The organism is Lentzea jiangxiensis, from assembly GCF_900104175.1.
In the GTDB taxonomy this organism is placed as follows: domain Bacteria; phylum Actinomycetota; class Actinomycetes; order Mycobacteriales; family Pseudonocardiaceae; genus Lentzea; species Lentzea jiangxiensis.
The window spans coordinates 557423-571504 of the sequence record NZ_FNIX01000001.1; the positions used below are offsets into that span (position 1 = coordinate 557423).

At 67.3% G+C, this 14082-nt stretch carries 12 protein-coding genes and 1 pseudogene; 6 read left to right on the plus strand and 7 right to left on the minus strand.

The window, feature by feature from the left end; translation table 11 throughout:
- The first annotated feature begins 2 nt into the window (after positions 1-2).
- Positions 3-815, plus strand: a complete 813-nt coding sequence (locus BLQ91_RS02965) for an SAM-dependent methyltransferase (RefSeq protein WP_090094985.1) — start codon at positions 3-5, stop codon at positions 813-815.
- Between the two features lie 79 nt (positions 816-894).
- Here the strand turns inward: BLQ91_RS02965 and BLQ91_RS02970 are convergent, their stop codons facing one another.
- The 3 genes from BLQ91_RS02970 to BLQ91_RS02980 all read right to left on the minus strand — a co-directional run bounded on the left by BLQ91_RS02970 (position 895) and on the right by BLQ91_RS02980 (position 2505).
- Positions 895-1311 carry a DUF5684 domain-containing protein gene (locus BLQ91_RS02970; RefSeq protein WP_218130141.1) on the minus strand — a complete coding sequence of 139 codons (417 nt, stop codon included), beginning with the start codon at positions 1309-1311 and terminating at the stop codon, positions 895-897.
- 124 nt (positions 1312-1435) lie between these two features.
- Positions 1436-1909 carry a GNAT family N-acetyltransferase gene (locus BLQ91_RS02975; protein WP_090095945.1) on the minus strand — a complete coding sequence of 158 codons (474 nt, stop codon included), beginning with the start codon at positions 1907-1909 and terminating at the stop codon, positions 1436-1438.
- Positions 1909-2505 (minus strand): histidine phosphatase family protein, encoded by a 597-nt coding sequence (locus BLQ91_RS02980; RefSeq protein ID WP_090094986.1) that lies wholly within the window; start codon positions 2503-2505, stop codon positions 1909-1911. The genes BLQ91_RS02975 and BLQ91_RS02980 overlap by 1 nt, the downstream gene beginning before the upstream one ends.
- Positions 2506-2573: 68 nt before the next feature.
- Between BLQ91_RS02980 and BLQ91_RS41010 the strand changes: the two genes are divergently transcribed.
- Positions 2574-2735 carry a hypothetical protein gene (locus tag BLQ91_RS41010; protein WP_176959541.1) on the plus strand — a complete coding sequence of 54 codons (162 nt, stop codon included), beginning with the start codon at positions 2574-2576 and terminating at the stop codon, positions 2733-2735.
- A gap of 183 nt (positions 2736-2918) precedes the next feature.
- Positions 2919-5588 (plus strand): dienelactone hydrolase family protein, encoded by a 2670-nt coding sequence (locus BLQ91_RS02985; protein ID WP_143022496.1) that lies wholly within the window; start codon positions 2919-2921, stop codon positions 5586-5588.
- A gap of 82 nt (positions 5589-5670) precedes the next feature.
- On the opposite strand, the gene BLQ91_RS02990 is transcribed toward BLQ91_RS02985, so the two are convergent.
- Positions 5671-6369, minus strand: coding sequence for an SAM-dependent methyltransferase (locus BLQ91_RS02990; RefSeq protein ID WP_218130142.1), 699 nt, complete (start codon positions 6367-6369; stop codon positions 5671-5673).
- Between the two features lie 115 nt (positions 6370-6484).
- Positions 6485-7309, minus strand: a complete 825-nt coding sequence (locus BLQ91_RS02995) for a GAF domain-containing protein (protein WP_090094989.1) — start codon at positions 7307-7309, stop codon at positions 6485-6487.
- A 302-nt stretch (positions 7310-7611) separates the two neighbouring features.
- Here BLQ91_RS02995 and BLQ91_RS43710 point away from each other — a divergent pair, with 302 nt between their 5' ends.
- Entirely contained in the window at positions 7612-8040 is a 429-nt protein-coding gene (locus BLQ91_RS43710) for an ATP-binding protein (protein ID WP_425412436.1), read from the plus strand.
- An 884-nt stretch (positions 8041-8924) separates the two neighbouring features.
- On the opposite strand, the pseudogene BLQ91_RS43715 reads toward BLQ91_RS43710, so the two are convergent.
- Positions 8925-9113 (minus strand): annotated as a pseudogene (locus tag BLQ91_RS43715) (helix-turn-helix domain-containing protein); the annotation flags it as partial.
- Positions 9114-9191: 78 nt separating this feature from the next.
- Here BLQ91_RS43715 and BLQ91_RS03015 point away from each other — a divergent pair.
- A complete protein-coding gene (locus BLQ91_RS03015; protein ID WP_090094992.1) occupies positions 9192-9899 on the plus strand; it encodes an HAD family hydrolase in 708 nt (235 codons plus the stop codon).
- Positions 9900-10430: 531 nt separating this feature from the next.
- On the opposite strand, the gene BLQ91_RS40055 is transcribed toward BLQ91_RS03015, so the two are convergent.
- The gene (locus tag BLQ91_RS40055; protein WP_143022498.1) at positions 10431-11237 is read right to left on the minus strand and encodes a hypothetical protein; all 807 of its coding nucleotides are present in this window, start codon (positions 11235-11237) and stop codon (positions 10431-10433) included.
- Between the two features lie 1334 nt (positions 11238-12571).
- On the opposite strand from BLQ91_RS40055, the gene BLQ91_RS41015 reads away from it, so the two are divergent.
- Positions 12572-14082: tetratricopeptide repeat protein (locus BLQ91_RS41015; protein WP_176959542.1), on the plus strand; the 1511-nt coding region annotated here is incomplete at its 3' end.

The following is a 14082-nucleotide window of genomic DNA, read 5'->3' on the forward strand; positions in this document are numbered from 1 at the left end:
GGGTGAGGTGCGCAGTGCAGGACGGCCCGAAGCGGGTGACGACAAACGGCGGTTCCGAACGCCCGAACGTCGCCCGCCTGTTCGACTACTACCTCGGCGGAGCGCACAACTTCGCGGTTGACCGCGCGTTGGCCGAGGAGAGCGTCAAGAAGTTCCCGGTGGCCGAGGTGGCGCGCACCATCAGGTCGTTCTCCCGCCGCGTCGTGCGGCTGTGCGTCGAGGAGCACGGCATCCGGCAGTTCCTCGACCTCGGCAGCGGCATCCCGACCGCCGGCAACGTCCACGAGGTCGCCCAGTCGATCGACCCGTCGTGCCGCGTCGTCTACGTCGACCACGACCCGGTCACCGTCGCCCACGCCCGCACGATGCTGCGCGACAACCTCAGCACCGCCATCGTGCAGTCGGACGTCGGCGACGTCGGCGCCGTGCTGCGCCACCCGGAGACGCGCCGCCTCATCGACTTCACCGAACCGACCGCGATCCTGATGGTCGGCATCCTGACGTACGTGACCGACGAGCCGGCCGGAGTCGTGGCGCGCTATCGGGCCGCTTTGTGCGAGGGCAGCATCCTCGCGTTGACGCACCTCACCAAGGACGTCGAACCCGAGCTCGTCGACCAGCTGGTCGCTCTGGGGACCGCGATGGGCTCGGAACTCGTGCCGCGGTCCAAACAGGACGTGGAGGAGTTCCTCTGCGGCCTGAAGCTGCTGGAGCCCGGCCTGGTCCTGGCCGCCCACTGGAGGGCCGACGGCGAGCTGCCCGGCACCTCCCCGGCCGCCGACGCGTCCACGTACGGCGCCGTCGGCATGGTCTAGGCCGGCTCATCCGGGTCCGGACACGGCGAAGGCCGGGTGGGAAGTGCGAGGACTCCCGACCCGGCCTCCGCGCTGGCTCTCAGCCCTGGTACGCGGGCTGCTGGCCGGCGAGGGCGGCCGGGCCGCGGTACTGCGCGCCACCGAACGCGAGGATCGCGTAACCGATGACGCTGAACAGCCACAGGCCCACGACGCCGAAGACGGTGTCCTTGGCGAAGGACTTCGCGACGTCGATCGAGACGATCAGCGCCATGACGATGTTCACGAACGGGATCAGGAACAGGACCAGCCACCAGCCCGGACGGCCCGCGACCTTCAGCCACACGTAGATGTTGTAGATCGGGATGATCGCCGCCCAGCCGGGCTGGCCGGCCTTGGTGAAGACCTTCCAGAACACCACGACGGTGAAGACGAGGAAGGCGAGGTAGATGATCGTTCCGACGATGCCGATACCGGCAGCGGCGTTCGGGTCGATGGTGCTCGGGTCAGTGCCCACGGTCGTTCCTTCTCTCAGGCTTGCATGTGCCGGGGGATCGGCGAGCGGGGACGCTGCCAGCACCGGGGACCCGTCCTGTGTGGAATTCCCGTTTCGTGAGCCTTTCGAGACCAACCGTCAACCTTCAGCGTGGAGAACCGAGCTCCCTCAGCGCCTCGTCGGCCACCCGCATGACCGTCCACCCGTCCATCGGGACGGCACCGAGCTTCTTGTAGAAGCCGATGCTCGGCTCGTTCCAGTTGAGGACCCACCACTGGAACCGCGTGTAGCCCCTGGCGACGCACTCCTGTGCAAGTGTTTCCAGCAGCTGCCTGCCGAGGCCGCTGCCGCGGTGCTCCGGCGTGACGTAGAGGTCCTCGAGGTAGATGCCGTGCACGCCGTCCCACGTCGAGAAGTTGAGGAACCACAACGCGATCCCGACGACCTCGCCGTCCACTTCGGCCACGTGGCCGAACAGCGCGGGGCTGTCGTTGAACAACGCGGTGTGCAACTGTTCCGACGTGAGGTGGCATTGCTCCGGCGCCTTTTCGTAGAGCGCCAGCTCGTGCACCAGCCGCACGACCGCGTCGACGTCGCGCGGTTCCACCCTCCGGATCATCACACCTCCCAGGCGGGCACGTTGAGCCTGCGCACCTGCGGGTCGCCCCGCTCGTCGCCCAGCTGGCAGGTGCCGGCCGGGTCCAGTCCGAAGTGGACGCCCTGGTCGGGCGCCAGTCCGAGCCACGCGGCGATCAGCACGCGGCTGAAGTGCCCGTGCCCCACGAGCACGACGTCGCCGCCGGGCAGGATCCTGCGCACGTCGCCGAGCACCTTGCGCGCCCGCTCCTGCACCTCCGCGTGCGTCTCCCCGTTGGGCATCGGGTGCGTCCACACCGTCCAGCCGGGAACCCGCTCGCGGATCTGCGGCGTGGTGATGCCCTCGTAGTCGCCGTAGTCCCACTCGGCCAGGTCCTCGGTCGTCCCGCTGACCTCCAGCCCGGCGAGCGCCGCCGTTCTGGTGGCGCGCTGCCGCGGGCTCGTCAGCACGAGCGCCGGAGCCTGGTCCGTGCCTCTCAGCCGGGCGAGCGTGGCGCCCGCCCGGCGTGCCTGCTGCTCGCCCTCGGGCGTCAGTTCGATGTCAGTGCGTCCCGTGTGCCTGCCGCTCTCGGACCACTCGGTCTGGCCGTGGCGCAGCAGGTAGAGGTGGGTGCTCACCTGTTCGATCCTAGGCAGTGACGGGGCCCACGTTTGGGTCAGTCCACCTTCGAGGTACCCCGCTCCCCATGACCGCCGAGCACCCCGACCACGGCGCACCCGACGAAGTCGACGCCCGGGAGATCCGCGAGGCCTTCGGCGTCCGCGTCGCCCGCATCCGGACGGAGCTGACCTCCACCTGGAACAAGCTGAGCCAGAACGAACGGGACGGCGACATCAGAGGCCGGTGAGGCTCGCCGCCCACTGGTCCGGTACTGCGCTTATAGGGAAAATCTCTCGGCGTTGCGCCGAACGGCGCACGACACCTGTCTGTTTGTCGTTTCGTATGGCAGATTCCCGCCGGTAACGCCTCCCGCGCGCGGTGCTGCCTCGCTAGAACGGAGCGGATCGTCCTTCTCGAGGGGGACCCGCTCATGCGTCGCACAGTCGCGCTCCTGGTACCTGTCCTGCTGGCCGCGGTTCTCCCCGCGCCGCCCGCCTCGGCCGCACCGCAACCGCCACCCCGACCACCTTCGACCGGCTGGACCGTCTCCGGTGACGAGATCCGCTGGACCACGGCCACACCGATGCCGGTGCTCGACGCCGGCGTGGAGTTCTGGGAGGGCGACCGGTTCCTCGGCCGGGCCCGGGAGTCGGCGAACCTGCGGTCGTTCACGGTGAGCGCGGCTCTGCGGGACCCGGCGGCGCTGCAGGTGCGGTCGGCGGGCAAGCGCCTGGACGTGGTGGAGCCGTCGTCGCCGAGTCCGTCCGCACCCGCACTGCCCGCGTTGCTGCCGGGAGCGGCGGTGGACCCGGGCACGCCCGGGCCGTACGCCACGGAGACCGGCGAGTACGCGCTCGACCCGGTCAGGCTCCCCGGCTACGCGGCGCCGATCGAGATGGAGGCCGTCGTCGTCGCACCGGAGGGCGCCGGGAGCGACCGGCCACTCGTGCTCTTCCTGCACGGCAGGCACTTCACCTGCTACAGCAAGACGAACCCGGACCAGATCAGCCTGGACTGGCCGTGCCCTGGCGGGCTGACGCCCGTGCCGAGCCACCGCGGCTACCTGAAAGCGCAGGAACTGCTGGCGTCGCAGGGCTATCTGACGGTGTCGATCTCCGCCAACGGCATCAACGCCCAGGACGCGTCGACCGCCGACGCGGGGGCGCAGGCGCGGTCGTCGCTGGTGCGCCACCACCTCGCGAAGTGGGCCGACTGGTCGGGTGCCGGACGCGCCTCGGCGCCCGGCGCGGTGAAGGCGTTGCCCGCGGCGGACATGTCGAAGGTGCTGCTCGTCGGCCACTCGCGCGGCGGCGAGGGCGTCAACCGCGCCGCCACCGACAGCCTCACGCCGCCGCCCGGTGACACGGGGTTCGACGGGCCGGTGCGCTGGAACATCCGGGGCGACGTGCTGATCGGGCCGACGATCTTCGGCCACAACCCGGCGCCGGACGTGCCCTCGGTGACGTTCCTGCCGGGCTGCGACGGTGACGTGTCCGACCTGCAGGGGCAGATGTTCCTGGACCAGACGCGCGGCCTGAGCCGCGGCGAGGCGTTGCACAGCGCGCTCTACCTGGTCGGCGCGAACCACAACTACTTCAACAGCGAGTGGACCCCGGGCCAGGCCGAGGCGCCCGCGTTCGACGACTTCTGGCCGGGCCAGCAGCCCGACCCGATCTGCACGCCCGGTGCGCCGACCAGGCTGACCGCGCAGCAGCAGCAAACCGCGGGCGCCACCTACATCGCGGCGTCCGCGGCCCTGTTCCTGGCCGGTGACCAGTCGGTCCTGCCGCTGCTCGACGGCTCGGGTGTCCGCGCGCCGTCCGCCGACCCCGCCCGCGTGCTCTCCCACGCCCTCGGCGCCGGCCGCCGGCCGTTCGCGGTGCCGGACGCTTCCACCGCGGCCACCGGCTCGGCGCGGGTGTGCCAGCAGGTCTCGCGTGACGCGGCGGTCACGTGCGGCACCGCTCGCTCCCCGCACTTCGTCGGCTTCCGCTTCGCCTCGGTGCAACCCGAACGCCTGGCGGTGGCGATGAAGTGGTCGGCAGCGGGGCAGGCCGGTGTCGTCACGCCCGCCGCCCCGGTGTCCCTGGACGGCTCCACCGACCTGGCGTTGCGCCTGGCGGTTCCGGGGAATGCCGCTCCTGCGACGTTCGGAGTCGTCTTGAACGACCAAAGTGGACGGAAGCACCCGCTGGGTTCCGTCTCGGTGGCGGGGCTTCCGTCCTCGGAACGCACGAGCTCGTTGTGGGCTCAGGAAGTCCGCGTGCCGCTGCCGTCCGGGCTCGGGCAGGTCACGTCGCTGGAACTGGTGCCCGAGTCGGCGTCCGGCGAGGCGTGGTTGATCGACGCCTACGGCTGGAGCAAGGGGCTCGTCCCCGTCACTCCCGTGCGCGTGCCCCGGGTCGACGCCACCCTCGTCGCGGTGGACGAGGGCAACTCCGGCACGCAGACGCACAACATGGTCGTCACCGCCGATGGTGACGGCACGCGCGTGATCCGGTTGTTCCACACCGAAGCGCAGACGCCGAAGACCCAGCTCGTGACGCTGGCGCCCGGCCAGAACCGCGCCGAGGTGCCGCTGACGTTCACCGGCAACACCAGGTGGAGCAGCGACGTGCTCAACACCGTCGCGGTGCAGGCGATCTCCCACGCCGTGGTCGGTTCGGCGGTCGGCGGCCTGCTGGTGCGCAACGACGACCCGGCGCCCCGGATCGCGGCGACCCCCGTCGCCGGCAGCGTGGCCGAGGGCGGTTCGCTGAAGTGGAAGCTGACGCTGTCCGAGGCCGCCGACTCGGCGTTCTCGGTCAGCGGGGTGCCGCTGGCGCCCGCCTCCGGCGCCGAACTGTCCACAACGGACGTCAACGCCGACTGGCTGCTCCGCAACTCCGGCGAGGCGGCGCTGCCCTCACGACCGCTGTCGGCCACCCGGCTCGAGCTGTACGTGTCGATCCCGGCCGGGCAGACGTCCGCCGAGGTGCCGGTGCCGACCGTGACCGACACCTCGGCGGAGGGAGAGGAGTCGGTGCGCCTGAGGTTCACCGGGGTGTCGCCGGCCGGCGTCGAGTTCGAGGTGACCGGGGAGGTCACCGAGGCGGCGTGACCGTGCACGGGTGGCCGCCCGGACGCGGAACGGCGCCGCTCCCCGAGGGGAAGCGGCGCCGTTCCGCGAGTCAAGGGTTCCCTCAGGACACCCCAGTCGATGCCGGCGGAGGTGTGCGCCGCAGCAGGAGCACGACGAACCCGAGGAATCCGCGGTAGCCGCCCAGCCAACTGGCGCGGTGGGTCGTCGACATCTGAAGGGCGAGGTCGCTGTCCGGGTGCTCGGGATTGTCGAGAGCCCACCGGGCGAGGGTGCCGGTCCAGCACCATTGGTACTCGTCCCACTCCGCGGTGGTGCTGATGTACCCGTAGATCGGCGTCCATCCGTCGGCGACGACCTGGGCCACGGTGGTCGGGAGATCCGCGTACTTCTGCGGACCGTCCTCCAGTTCCGCTCGGACGGCAGCGTCGGGCTCGCGTTCCCAGAAGCAGTCGCCGAGCAGGAGCAGCCCGTCTTCGGTGAGGTGCTCCCGAGCGGCGTTCAACGTCTGGAGCAGCCCGCCGAACGCGTAGGCGGCTCCCACGCTGAGCACCAGGTCCGCTTTCCTGGCCGACCGGTACTCGGCGACGTCCTGGCGGCGCAGTTCGAGCCGATCTGCCAGACCGAGCCGGGCGGCCTCGCTGAGGACGTGGTCGAAGCCTTCACCCGAGATGTCGACACCGACAGCCGTGGCGCCGCCGTGCGCCTGCAGCGCGCGGAGCAACCAGGTGCCGTCGCCGCAGCCCAGGTCGAGCAGGTGATCGTCCTGCCCGCGGATGGCCCGGTGGAGGAGGTGCTCCACTGTGCTGTCGCTCAGCGGAGCCGAAATCGGATGGTCTGCGTGCGCGAGAGCGCTGAGTTCGCGTCGGCCCATCAGCGCTGTCTAGCAGAACGCAGACCCGTTCGTGGTCGACGTGTTAGGACGTGCCTCCCGGTCCGGTGTTGCGGATCTCCGCGCGTCGCAGGTAGCGCTTCAGCCCGTTGAGGTTCTGGTCGGCAATGAACGTCGACCGCTCGTGAATGATGATGTCCTCGGCATGCCGGATGCACGCCCACGCCGAGTCCCCCCACGGGTCGGCGACCTTGACCTCCACGGGCTCGTCGCACGGGCCTGACAAGCCGAGCTCGCACGCCTGGGGGTGCTCGCCGTCGAGGTGGTTGGCCGCGAGGTGCCGCAGCTGGCCCGCCAGCTTGGCCGACGCGGTGGTTCGCGGGCCGGGGACCTGGTCCAGGCCGCGTTCCGCGCGCACCGCTTGAATGGCCGCCAAGCGCAGTTCCAGCTGGTCGGCGACGATGCCGGCCAGCGCGGTGAGTGTCGCGACCTGAGCATCGGTGACTTCGCGGGGCTCACGGTCGATCACGTTGACCGTCCCCAGCCGGTGGCCGTCGCCGGTGATGATCGGCGCGGCGGCGTAGAAGCGCAGACCCAGGTCTCCGCGCACCAGCGGATGGTCGAGGGTGCGGGGATCGACCGCGCCGTCGTTCACCACGTACACCCCGTCCTGCAACACGGCCGAGGCACACAGACCAGGCTCGGTACCGATCTGCGCAACACCCTCCAGGCCGTGACAGGCCGCGAACCACACCCGGTCGACGTCGACGATCGTCACGGTCGCGATCGGTGTATTGAAGACCTGTGCGGCCACACGGGCAACACTGTCGAAACTGCCGTCGGCCGGCGCGTCCAAGATGTGATAGCGGCGGACCGCGGAGAGACGTTCTGCATCTGTATGGGTCAGCACGCGAGCAGGATAACCAGGGTTCGACGCAGTCCGAGCCTGAACAGTTCCTTGACCGTGCTGGGTGCCACATTGGCCGCCGCCGACGTCAGTGGCGCACGCGGGCCCCGGTGGGCCAGGTGGTCGGCCTGATCAAGCTGGTCTTGGCGCTCGGCTGCCGCGCCTGTGGACAGCTCGATGCCTTGACGGCATCGATCAGCCGACAGGCTTGCCATCGTTGTTGGGAGCCAGCTACCCGTGTGGGGGGAGCTCCGATCGGGTAGCCCTTGGATTGCCCGCGAATGGACGCGACCCCGGAGGGACTCATGGCCCGCTCTTCCTACGGGCGCGATGGATTGGTCTTCAACCTGAGCCTGGACGGAGCTGAGACGCCTCCGCTGCGCGAACTGCGGCATTCAACACGGCGAACTTTGGCGCACCTGGACGAGGAGTGCGCGGAAGACGCTGAACTGCTTGTTACTGAACTTGTCAGCAACGCGTACGACCACGGACACCCGCCAGTCGGCTTTCGTCTGTGCCTGGTGCCGGACTCTCCAGTGCTGCGCATCGAAGTGGAAGACGGGGACCGGGCGAACCTCCCGCAGCTGGGAGCCTCACGGTTGGGTGGAGAACGCGGACGCGGCTTGGTGCTGGTGGACCAGCTGTCTCTTGACTGGGGCTTCAACGTCACCACGACGGGCAAGGTCGTATGGGTCGACCTGAGCTGCCGCGGATCAAGCCTCGTTGGCAGTTGATCTAGTCGGCGAAGGCGGTTGAGTTGATCGCTCCCGCTACGGACGTTTCGAGTTTCAGCGACTGCGTCACACCGGAACGCCACACGACGTTCGATAGAGGGGGAGCGGTCGTGGTCGATCCGTTCGGCCAGCCGCAGCCCGTCCGCAGCCGAGCCAGCTTCGACCTCAACGCTGACCGCGTGCATCGCGACGTTCGTTGGACCGAAGACAGTCCACAATGTGTTGCGTTCGCCGGTCTGCTTCGCCAGCGGCTCAACTGTTTGCACGCGCTCCCGTGCCCTCCAGACGTCTCCTCGACGCGCGGCCGCAATGGAGCCGACGAGCAGGAGTGCACCGCGGAGCGCGACGGCATCGAGGTCGTTGTCCGTGCAGGCGGACAGGGCCTCAGCCGCCTGCATCGCGACGTCCTCGGCGCCCTCAGCTTCGCCATCGGCAAGCAACACCTGAGCAAGGTTCCATTGGGCCACCGCCAACCGCAGCGGATCGTCTGCGTTCTCGCCGGCACGGATCGCACGATCCGCCGCGAGCAGCGAGACGTCCACCCTGCCGAGCCTCTTGGCGACGCTGCGCAGCAACGCATACAGGTCAGCAGCGCAGCACTGAACCTCTCGCTGATCAGATGCTGAACCGTTCGCGCGGTCACGCAAGGCCTGCTCGGCCTCGATCACGAGTGCCGGAAGTTCCGGGGCGAGCTGGCTGTATCGCGTGGCCGACGTTTGCCAGGTCTGCCAAGCATCTAAAACGTTGCGGCGCAACGCCTTCAAATCGATGGCGACTGCATCGGACTTCACTGGCCTGGTAAACGCTCGATACAACGCATCGCCCGCTGTCTCCGGTCTAGTAGACGGCGCCCGCGTCGAAGTGGAGCTCAACAACTCGTCAGCCGAGACGTTCAGCACCTCGGCCAGTTGCTTCAGCACCGTGACAGTGGGGAGCTTGAGGCCGCGTTCAATTTGATAGAGGTAGTCGGGCGTGATGCCTGCCAGTCCGGCGATCACGGTCTTCGGCAGGCGCGACGCGAGACAGCGCAGACGCACTCGTTCGCCGATCATGGCTGCGAGTTGTTCGTCCATCCCCACCCCTGCGAAGCGTTGACCTGCACTGACGCTACACCCCAGCGCGAGACCCCAACTGAGTGACAAACTCGAAGCATGATCGCGCCGAACGAGCTGCGACGGCTCGTGCTCTGGGACATCGACCACACGTTGCTTCAGTCTCGCGGCATGGGCCGGGAGATGTACGAGCGAGCGATCCCGAGGGCGTTCGGCCAGCCTTTCCAGCAGCTTGCCGACGTGAGCGGCAGGACCGAGCTGGACATCATCGCCGAGACCTTGAAGCTGCACGGGATCGAGCCAACCGACGCGGCAGTAGGCAAGCTGGTGAACGCACTCATCGACAGCTACGAGGCCGGCCGCGATGAGTTCGCGTCACGAGCCCGGGCACTGCCGGGAGCACGCGAAGCCCTGGTAGCGCTGGAGTCTGAACCGACTGTTCATCAAGGGGTGCTGACCGGAAACCTTCGGGCCGTTGCGCGTATCAAGCTGGTCGCGCTCGGACTGGAACAGTTCCTCGACCTGGAGACGAGTTCGTACGGCGACGACCATGCCGACCGCGCGGAGCTGGTGGCGATGGCCAGGGAGCGCGCGACTCAGCAACTTGACACGCAGTTCGGCCCGGACGACACGGTGCTCATCGGCGACACTCCGCGGGACGTGACCGCCGCCCTGACCGCAGGCGTACAGGTCATCGCCGTGGCAAGCGGAAAGAGCACCGTCGAGGAACTACAGGCCGCTGGGGCTCGGAAGGTGCTGGCAGACCTGACGAACACCGCCCACTTGATGCAGTTAATCAAGGCTTAGAGCAGCCGCGTTCAGAGTTTCTTTTCTTCATCAAGGCGGCCCCCTCCGGGGGCCGCTGGCCGTTGGTGCCTACCCGACAACGGCAGACCGACGCGCCTCTTTCTCCGCCGCGCCCAAGGCCGCCTCCGGCGTCCGAGCGCGGCGGGCGAGGCATGCGCGCCGGTCGACCGTTGTCGGACAGGAACGGCCAGCGGCCCCCGGAGTGAACCGCAGTGAGTTCAAAGCATGTCCTCGCCGGACGGGCAGGTCTCCAAAATGGTGCGGGGAGATGCCGGCACATCGCGTTCCAGCGGGGGCCGGGGCACGCACCATCCCGTATGACCTCCCCGAGAGCAACCACACGTGTCAAGGGGGCCGTCCCAGCGCATGATCACGTCAACGCGGTAGGTGCCCCCTTGACACGCGCGGTTGGGACGAGCCAGGTCATACGGGATGGTGCGAGGCCCCTCTTTCAGGGTCGCGATAATCGCTCTAGCGTCAAGCTGACAGTTGATCGAGCATCGACTCGAACCTTCTGAACTACTTGCATGCCTAGAATGGAGGTTCATCAGCGAAGCCTCCTGACGGAGAATTCGCAATGGAATTCCACGTCGACTGAGCTGATGTCAGGATTCTTTCGGCCCACTGATCATGCGAAGGAGAGGTGTCATTGTTGATCAGGAAATCGCGGTCGCTTGTGAAAATTCTCCCGTCGGCAAGAAGGTGCTGAACAAATTCACGAAGCGCTGCATGATCAGCAGATGGCCTACGCTGGCGGTGGTTTCCGAGAATTGCTCTTTTAAGTACCGTCATCTCCTCCATTATATCGGCAATTCCTCGCGCCTCGGAATTGTCCGACTGCCTTAGCTGCTGGAGATCAATGGTGTATGTCACAGGTGTTTCAACAGGTGCGCCATCCTCAATGACCTCAACCATGTTTACCAGCTGACGCTTTGCTTCGTAAACAGAATCCAGGTCTTGGTAATTGAAAAATACGGTGCGCATACCCTGAATGTCGAAGGGGATAGATTGACCTTCTGCCATCAGGTGAATGAATGGCTTACTCGCCGCATGACGCACCGCAAGCTCGTAGAAAACATTAGGATTGTGGTCAGTAAGGTCGGCGATAACCAGTTCGGAATTAAGTAGCTTGTCGATCACCTGCGTAGTGATCAGCCCGGACTGATCTATGGTATCCCCGCGGGTAACTTTGTATCCAAGTGGCTCAAGAGTTGCGGCGATGACATGCTTAAAAATTTGATTTGAACGTTTTCTGGTGTCTGAATTTGCTGGACCTATGGGACACACATAAAAACATTCTTTTACGGGTGTCTTCGCCGGGTCTTCTGCTTCCGTCATGGCTTCTTCATCTACATAGTTACGAGCCGCGTTACATTACAGACTCCCATGGCGTTGAAGTGGCCTCAGTTCAGTCGCCAAGAGTCGCCGCGATCGTCGGAACGAGCGCCGAGGGTAGCCTGTTCCGGTGGTCGGGGCGCTCGGCTGCCGCGCCTACGGACAGCTCGATGCCTTGGGGGCGTCGACCAGCCCACAGGCTTGCCCTCGGTATCACGTGGTTGCGACCGCATGATCATCTCCACACTTTTCCCTCATCTAATGACAGAAAACATCCACTGCCAGCACCTTGAGACGGCGACCGTGAGACTGGATCTCCGCAGGTAAACCCAAGTATTAACAGGGGATGGCAGACGTCCGTAGAGGCCACGTCTTATCCGTCAGGTCATGAGTTGGGACGAGCGCCAGGTGGTCGCCAAGGAAGTGGTCGGGGCGCTCGGCTGCCGCACCTGTGGAGAGCTCGCCGCCTTGGCGGCGTCGACCAGCCCACAGGCTTGCCCACGGAACATGTACGGAACAGCGAGCGCGGAACACGAGCCGAGGGTGACGAAGTAGCAGGTCAAGGCCAACTCGTGAGGTTAACCGGTAGATCCTGCGCAAGGATTTGAGCCTGAGCCGGTCTGATGTGGCAGCGTGTCTCCGCCTTCGAGTTGTGGGACAGCTACAGGACACGTGCGCAGGACAGAGGTGTCCGAGCACGTCAACAAAATGATGATCTTGTGTCCAGGCGTTAAGCCAGCAGGGACAAGGGGACCGGGAAGTGTGGTCGCGGCGGTCAGTCTGGACGCCTAGTGGCGGATGTGCGGGAGTTAGTAGCGTTGGGCGGGCCGAGTGCGATCACCTGGGGTACGGGTTCCAGTTGTGGGGCGGTGCTGTGGGTTGAGTGGACGCATGGTGAGTGTGGGACGGCGTGCGTGGTGGACGGCTGGTGTGGCGGTTGCAACTGGCGCTGGAGTGTGGACGCTGTTGCGGTTCGGTGTGCCGATCTGGCTGACTGACAAGGAGCACCCGGCGCGACCGGTCCTGGAGGCGTTGGGCTGGATCGCTGGGATCGGCAGCCTGGTGGTGGCAGTCGGGGCGTTGGTGGTGGCCCGGCGGCAAGGCCAGGCCACCGATCACGCTGGTGCGAGCACACCGAGCTCGTCGATGTCGCATTCGGCGACCGATGGCAGCGCCATTCTGTACGGAAACGTTACGGGGGGTGCCAGCGGAGGCCCGACGGTCGGAGTGAATTTTGGCCAGGTAGGCGGGCCGCCGGACCCTACCGAGCCGACGCGGGGCCAGGCCCGGCCGCGTCGGGCGAGCGGGGGCCCGCACCGGTCTCGATCACCGGAGGCGTGAGCGGCAAGACCGCCATCGGCGCCGCGTACGGTCCCGTGATCGTCGAGGGTTCTGGTGTGCCCTCCATGGAGTCCACGCCTGCGGTGAGGGGAATGGACCGACGACCGCCCGACCCTCTTATGTTCGTGGGACGGTCACCGGAGTTGAAGCAGTTGGAGGCGGCGGTGGCCGGTTGCGGCCGGGCCGTCGTGGTCGCGGTACATGGGCTCGGCGGGGTAGGCAAGAGCACCCTGACTGCCCGTTTCGCCGCCAGCCAGGCAGACCGGTTCTCGCTGGTGTGGTGGATAGTCGCCGACTCGGCGACCGCCATTGACACAGGGCTGGCCGACCTGGCCGTGGCGGTCGCGCCGGAGACGGGGGTGATGCCGTTGGAGCAGTGCACCGAGTTGGGCGTGCGCTGGTTGGCCACCCATACCGATTGGTTGTTAATTTTGGACAATCTCGCCGGCCCGGCTGACGCGGCTGGGCTGCTGGACCGCGTGCATACCGGCACGATTGTGATCACCAGCCGTCAGGGCGGAGGCTGGCGCGGCATGCAGACCGTTGCACTGGACGTCTTGCCCGCCGCGCAGGCGGTTGAGCTGCTCATCCGAATCGTCCGGGCCGAGTGGCCCGACGCCGAGCTGACCGGTGCCGACAGGTTGTGTGCGGAGCTGGGGTGGCTGCCGCTGGCTATTGAGCAGGCAGGCGCCTACCTCGGCCAGCTCCGCATCACCCCCGCCGCCTACCTCGATCTGCTCGCCCGGTTTCCGGCACGGATGTTCACCGCGATCGCGGAGGGCGGCGACGCTCAACGCACTGTGGCCAGGGTTTGGCATGTCACCCTCGACCGGCTCGCCGACACCCCGCTGGCCGGGCAATTGCTGCGCCAGCTGGCCTGGTACGCCCCCGATGGCATCCCTCGCGAACTGCTGGCCGGGACCGCCGACGAACCCGACGTGCTGGCCGCGCTCGGCCGACTCGCGGCCTACAACATGATCACCCTGACTGGTGACACCATCGGCGTGCATCGCCTGGTGCAGGCTGTCAGCCGCACCCCCGACCCCGATGATCCTCACCGCCAGCCCGACGACGTCACCACCGCCCGCGACACCGCGGCCACCACGCTCACCACCGCCTTGACCGGACAGCATCACGAATCCCCGGCGAGCTGGCCGTTATACCAGCTGGTCCTGCCCCACGCTCAGGCCCTGATCGATCACACGCCCCCAGGCCGCGACACCCCGACCACCTGCCAACTACTCAATCACTTTGGCACCTACCTCGGGGGGCAAGGCAACGTCACGACCGCGATCACCTACTTCACCCGCACAAACCGATGCCTGGAGAACCTCCACGGGCCAGATCACCCCGACACGCTGACGTCGCGGAACAACCTGGCCAGTGCCTACGAGTGGGCGGGTGATCTGGGGCGGGCGGTCCCGCTGTACGAGGCCACCCTCACGGACTGCGAGCGGGTATTGGGGCCTGACCACCCCGACACGCTGACGTCGCGGAACAACCTGGC